Annotated in this window: 5 protein-coding genes and 1 pseudogene; 3 read left to right on the top strand and 3 right to left on the bottom strand. The window is 66.0% G+C overall.

The annotated features are described in order from the left end of the window. On the bottom strand, positions 1 to 1366 hold a 1366-nt coding region (locus V7Q39_RS19140; RefSeq protein ID WP_333818207.1), incomplete at its 3' end, for an AAA family ATPase. A 159-nt stretch (positions 1367 to 1525) separates the two neighbouring features. Beyond that, positions 1526 to 2290 carry a hydroxyacylglutathione hydrolase gene (gene gloB, locus V7Q39_RS19135; RefSeq protein ID WP_333818206.1) on the bottom strand — a complete coding sequence of 255 codons (765 nt, stop codon included), beginning with the start codon at positions 2288 to 2290 and terminating at the stop codon, positions 1526 to 1528. Positions 2291 to 2350: 60 nt separating this feature from the next. Here gloB and V7Q39_RS19130 point away from each other — a divergent pair, with 60 nt between their 5' ends. Beyond that, entirely contained in the window at positions 2351 to 3100 is a 750-nt protein-coding gene (locus tag V7Q39_RS19130) for a class I SAM-dependent methyltransferase (protein ID WP_333818205.1), read from the top strand. 42 nt (positions 3101 to 3142) lie between these two features. Here the strand turns inward: V7Q39_RS19130 and V7Q39_RS19125 are convergent, their stop codons facing one another. Then, a complete protein-coding gene (locus V7Q39_RS19125; RefSeq protein ID WP_333818204.1) occupies positions 3143 to 3688 on the bottom strand; it encodes a L,D-transpeptidase in 546 nt (181 codons plus the stop codon). 410 nt (positions 3689 to 4098) lie between these two features. Here V7Q39_RS19125 and V7Q39_RS19120 point away from each other — a divergent pair, with 410 nt between their 5' ends. Further along, positions 4099 to 4659 (top strand): F0F1 ATP synthase subunit delta, encoded by a 561-nt coding sequence (locus V7Q39_RS19120; RefSeq protein ID WP_333818203.1) that lies wholly within the window; start codon positions 4099 to 4101, stop codon positions 4657 to 4659. After that, positions 4659 to 5172: pseudogene (locus V7Q39_RS19115) on the top strand (F0F1 ATP synthase subunit alpha); the annotation flags it as partial. The gene V7Q39_RS19120 and the pseudogene V7Q39_RS19115, both read left to right, overlap by 1 nt.

The raw sequence follows: 5172 nt of genomic DNA, 5'->3' as shown, positions 1-5172 counted from the left end.
TTTCGGCATCGTCCTTCGACACCGATTTCGGCGGGATGCGGGCGATCTTGGCGACCACCGCCTCGATCTCTTTCAGGCCAAGCGTCTTGCGGCGCTTGGATTCGGGCACGAGGTGCTGCGCGGCCCCGGCTTCGTCGATCACGTCGATGGCGCTGTCCGGGAGCTTGCGGTCATGGATGTAGCGCGCGGCCAGTTCCACCGCCGACTTGATCGCCTCGTTGGTGTAGCGCAGGTCGTGGTGTTCCTCGAAATGGGGTTTCAGGCCCATCAGGATCTTGATCGCATCCGGCACCGAAGGTTCGTTCACGTCGATCTTCTGGAAGCGACGGGACAGCGCGCGGTCCTTCTCGAAGTGCTGGCGGAACTCCTTGTAGGTGGTGGAGCCCATGCAGCGCAGCTTGCCGCCCTGCAGCGCGGGTTTCAGCAGGTTCGATGCGTCCATCGCGCCGCCCGAGGTGGCCCCGGCGCCGATCACGGTGTGGATCTCGTCGATGAAGAGGATCGCGTCGGGGTGATCCTCAAGCTCTTTCACCACGGCCTTCAGCCGCTCCTCGAAATCGCCGCGATAGCGGGTGCCCGCGAGCAAAGCGCCCATGTCGAGCGAGAAGATCGTGGCCCTGGACAGAACCTCGGGCGTCTCTCCCAGCACGATCTTGCGGGCGAGGCCTTCGGCGATGGCGGTCTTGCCGACGCCGGGGTCGCCCACCAGGAGCGGGTTGTTCTTGCGGCGGCGGCAGAGGACCTGAATCGCGCGCTCCACCTCGGGCTCGCGGCCGATGAGCGGGTCGACGTCGCCCTTGCGGGCCTTCACGTTCAGGTCGACGCAGTATTTGGAAAGCGCGGATTCCTTCGCCTCGCCGGCCTCGGCCTTCGGCGTTTCCTGTTCGTCGGCGCCTTGCACAGGGCGCGCCTCGCCATAGGACGGGTCCTTCGCCACGCCATGCGCGATGAAGTTGACCGCGTCGTAGCGGGTCATGTCCTGTTCCTGCAGGAAATAGGCGGCGTTGGATTCCCGTTCGGCAAAGATCGCGACCAGGACATTGGCGCCGGTCACTTCGGTGCGGCCGGAGGATTGCACATGGATCGCCGCGCGCTGGATGACGCGCTGGAAGGCGGCGGTGGGGACGGCCTCGGACCCTTCGACATCCGTCACCAGGGTGGACAGGTCGTCGTCGATGAAATCGGTCAGGGTCTTGCGCAGCTCGTCGAGATTCACCGCGCAGGCCTTCATCACCCGGGCGGCGTCGGGCTCGTCGATCAGGGCAAGCAGAAGGTGTTCAAGGGTTGCAAGCTCATGCCGGCGCGAATTGGCCAAGGCCAGGGCGCTGTGGATTGCCTGTTCAAGCGTGGTCGAAAACGATGGCACTTCAGTGCTCCTGTCCTGCAGGTCAGCCCGGGCGCGGGGCCCGTTACCGACCGTGGCCTCATAAGCTTAAAGTTCGGCTTTCCTCGCCCCACTTCAAGCGCAATTTTCCAGATTTTGGGGTTTCCCCCGGTCTCTCACGCCATTTGTGATATCCGGCGCCTAGAACTTGTCTTTTCTGGCCCGGATTTCGGCGAAAACCGTGACATCGTCGGCATCTGGGAGGCCGACTGCTGTCTTGAGCGCGGGCAGGTGGGCCCGCAGGAAGGGGTTCGTGTCCAGCTCGACTTGCAGCGGGACAGGAACGGTTGGAATGCCGCGGGCGCGCTTCCCGGCGACCTCGGCTGCGCGAGAGATAAGCTCGGGATTGCCAGGTTCAAGGGTGGCGGCGAAGCGCAGGTTCGACGCGGTGTATTCGTGGCCCGAGCAGATGAGGGTCTCGGGCGGCAGGGCGGCGAGCTTCCGCAGGCTGGCGAGCATCTGGCGCGGGGTGCCTTCGAACAGGCGGCCGCAGCCCCCGGCCATCAGGCTGTCGGCGGTGAAGGCAAGGCGGCTGTCGGGGAAGTGGAAGGCGATATGGCCGATGGTATGGCCGGGAACGTCGATCACATGCGCGAATTCACCGCCGACCGAGAAGCTGGTGGATTCGTCCAGCGCGAGATCGAGGCGCGGCAGGCGGTGGGCATCGGCGGCGGCGCCGAGAACCATGGCCCCGGTCTGGGCACGAAGGGCGTCGACGCCCTGGATGTGGTCGTCGTGGTGGTGAGTGATCAGGATGTCGGTCAGCCGCCACTGCCGGGCCTCCAGCGCGGCGAGGATGGGGCCGGGGTCGGGCACGTCGATCACGGCGGTCTGGCCGGTATCGCCGTCATGGATGAGATAGGCGTAGTTGTCGGCCAGGCAGGGGACGGTGACGAGGTCTAGCATGGTCTTTGGTCCCTTCACGGCTATGATGCGGCAGGATTGATCCAACGGGCGGCGACCGCAATGCATCTCGATGTGCTGGACCTGAGGAATTTCTACTACCGCACCCAGCTGGGCCGGGTGGCGCAGCGGGCGATCCGCGATCAGGTGGTGCGGCTGTGGCCGCCGAAGACGGGCGAGACGGTAGCGGGGTTCGGCTTCGCGGTGCCGCTCTTGCGCCCGTATCTGGCCGAGGCGCGGCGGGTGGTGGGGCTGATGCCGGGGCCGCAAGGCGTGATGCCCTGGCCCGCGGGGTTGGAGAACGTCTCAGTGCTGTGCGAGGACACCGCCTGGCCCCTGTCGACGGGCTTCGTGGACCGTCTGGTGCTGATGCACGGGCTGGAGACCTCGGAAAACCCCTCGGCCGTGCTGGAGGAATCCGCCCGGGTGCTGGGGCCGGGGGGGCGGGCGCTGTTCATCGTGCCGAACCGCACGGGCCTGTGGTCGCGGCGGGATGTGACGCCCTTCGGTTTCGGTCGGCCCTATTCGGTGGCGCAGCTGGAATCGCAGTTGAAGCGGCACGGGTTCACGCCCGAGCGGAGCTGCTCGGTGCTCTTCGCGCCGCCTTCGGCGACGCGGTTCTGGCTGCGGTCGGCGAACTTCTGGGAAGAGGTGGGGCGGAAGATGCCCTGGCTGGCGGGGGGCGTGCTGATGGTCGAGGCGTCGAAGCAGGTCTATGCGCCGACGCAAGGGGGCCTGCGCGCGGCGGTGAAGAAGCCGCTCAGGGTGCTGGAGGGCGTGGGCGCGGCGGAACCGGCGTTGAACCGGAGGTGAGGCGGGAGGAAAACCCGCCCCAAGGGCAGCTGCCCCCGCTTCCTAGATCACCCGGACCTGGGTGCCGACGGGGCAAAGCTCGAACAGCTCGGCGATGTTTTCGTTGAAAAGGCCGATGCAGCCGTCGGACGAGCGCCGCCCGATCTTCCGTGTGTCGTGGGTGCCGTGGATGATGTAGGCGGGCCAGGACAGATACATCGCATGGGTGCCGAGTGGGTTCTCCGGGCCCGGGCCGATGGGTTTCCAGTCCGGGTAGCGTTGCATCTGTGAGGGGGTGGGGGTCCAGCTGGGACCGACCTTCTTGCGCACGATCGAGGTGTAGCCGCGTTTGGTCAGCTCGTCCGTGAGGGGGACCGAGGTCGGGAAGATGCGGTAGTCGGTGCCGTCCGCGTTCCAGAAATGCAGGGCACGCGAATTGGTATCGGCGACAAGGGTGGACTTGCCGAGGGTGTCGAAATGGTCGTGCCAGTCCTGCGCCTGAAAGCTGGAGATGTTGTTGCGCACCGACGGGGTCTCGGCCCGCGCCGCTGTGCCGAGGATGACCGTGCCGATGCCGGCGCCCAGAAGTCCGCGTCGAGAGAGTGTCATGCTGCTTGTCTTTCTGCTGCCCGTATCTGGCGGCAGAGTTCAGCCGTGGGGTGGCAGGGTCAACCGTGACGCCCCGGATCTTGACGCGCTTGTGACCCGTTGTGAACCTCCGAATCCGCCCCTGAAACGGCGGAAGTTCCGGCCCGCGAGACGGATTGCGGAAATGCCGAGCGGCGCAGGACAGCGCTGGGCCGGACGCCGCGCACCCGGCCCGTGACGGCGTTTGCGCCAACAGTGGCGATGCGGCCGATCCACCGCTCAAGAAAGCGTGTTCAACCCGGTTGCGGGGTCGGGAAGCCTCTGCTAAGGACCCCGCGACGGATGGTGCCGCCCAGACGGTTTTCGAGGTGTGCGCCAGAGGAACGCCCGGTTCGCATGAGCCCGGGGCAAGAGACAGCGGAAGGGTTGACGTGTCAGAACCAGCTTCGATCTCTCTGGGCATCGCCGCACGCTATGCGTCGGCCTTGTTCGATCTGGCCAAGGAAGGCGGCGCGCTGAAGGCCCTGGAGGCCGACGCCACCGCCCTGACCGAAACCCTGGCCGCCAGCGAGGAGCTGCGTGACGTGATCGCCTCGCCGGTGATCAGCCGCGAGGACCAGGGCAAGGTCATCGCCGCCATCGGCGCCAAGCTGGGGCTGAACACGCTGACCGCCAACACGCTGGCCCTGATGGCCGACAAGCGCCGCCTCTTCGTGCTGCCCCAGTTTGCCGCGCAGCTGGCCGAGCTGATCGCCACCGAGAAGGGCGAAGTGACTGCCGAAGTCACCGCCGCCCGCGCGCTGACCGCTGCACAATCGAAAAAACTTGCCGAAACGCTGAAGGCCAGCGTCGGCAAGACCGTGAAACTGAAAACGACCGTCGATGAATCTCTCATCGGCGGTCTCGTCGTCAAGCTGGGCTCGACCATGATCGACACGTCGGTCAAGGCAAAGCTCGCAGCCCTGCAAAATGCAATGAAAGAGGTTGGGTGATGGGAATCCAGGCTGCTGAAATCTCTGCGATCCTGAAAGAGCAGATCAAGAACTTCGGCAAGGATGCGGAAGTGGCCGAAGTCGGTCGCGTGCTGTCGGTCGGCGACGGGATTGCCCGTGTGCACGGCCTCGACAACGTGCAGGCCGGCGAGATGGTGGAATTCCCCGGCGGTATCCGGGGCATGGCGCTGAACCTCGAAGTCGACAACGTCGGGATCGTGATCTTCGGCTCTGACCAGGACATCAAGGAAGGAGACACCGTCAAGCGCACCAAGTCCATCGTGGACGTGCCGGCGGGCGAGGGTCTTCTGGGCCGCGTCGTTGACGCGCTGGGCAACCCGATCGACGGCAAGGGCCCGATCGTCGCCTCGGAACGTCGCGTGGCCGACGTGAAGGCGCCGGGGATCATTCCCCGCAAATCGGTGCATGAGCCGATGGCGACCGGCCTGAAGGCCGTGGACGCGATGATCCCGATCGGCCGCGGCCAGCGCGAGCTGATCATCGGCGACCGCC

The organism is Tabrizicola sp. (assembly GCF_036781545.1).
Lineage (GTDB): Bacteria > Pseudomonadota > Alphaproteobacteria > Rhodobacterales > Rhodobacteraceae > Tabrizicola.
This window is presented reverse-complemented; position numbering and strand designations above follow the sequence as displayed.

What these genes read in the sequence shown, in the direction of transcription:
- gloB (WP_333818206.1), bottom strand. Translation starts at nt 2,290, where the DNA reads ATGCTAGACCTCGTCACCGTCCCCTGCCTGGCCGACAACTACGCCTAT.
- V7Q39_RS19125 (WP_333818204.1), bottom strand. Translation starts at nt 3,688, where the DNA reads ATGACACTCTCTCGACGCGGACTTCTGGGCGCCGGCATCGGCACGGTC.
- V7Q39_RS19130 (WP_333818205.1), top strand. Translation starts at nt 2,351, where the DNA reads ATGCATCTCGATGTGCTGGACCTGAGGAATTTCTACTACCGCACCCAG.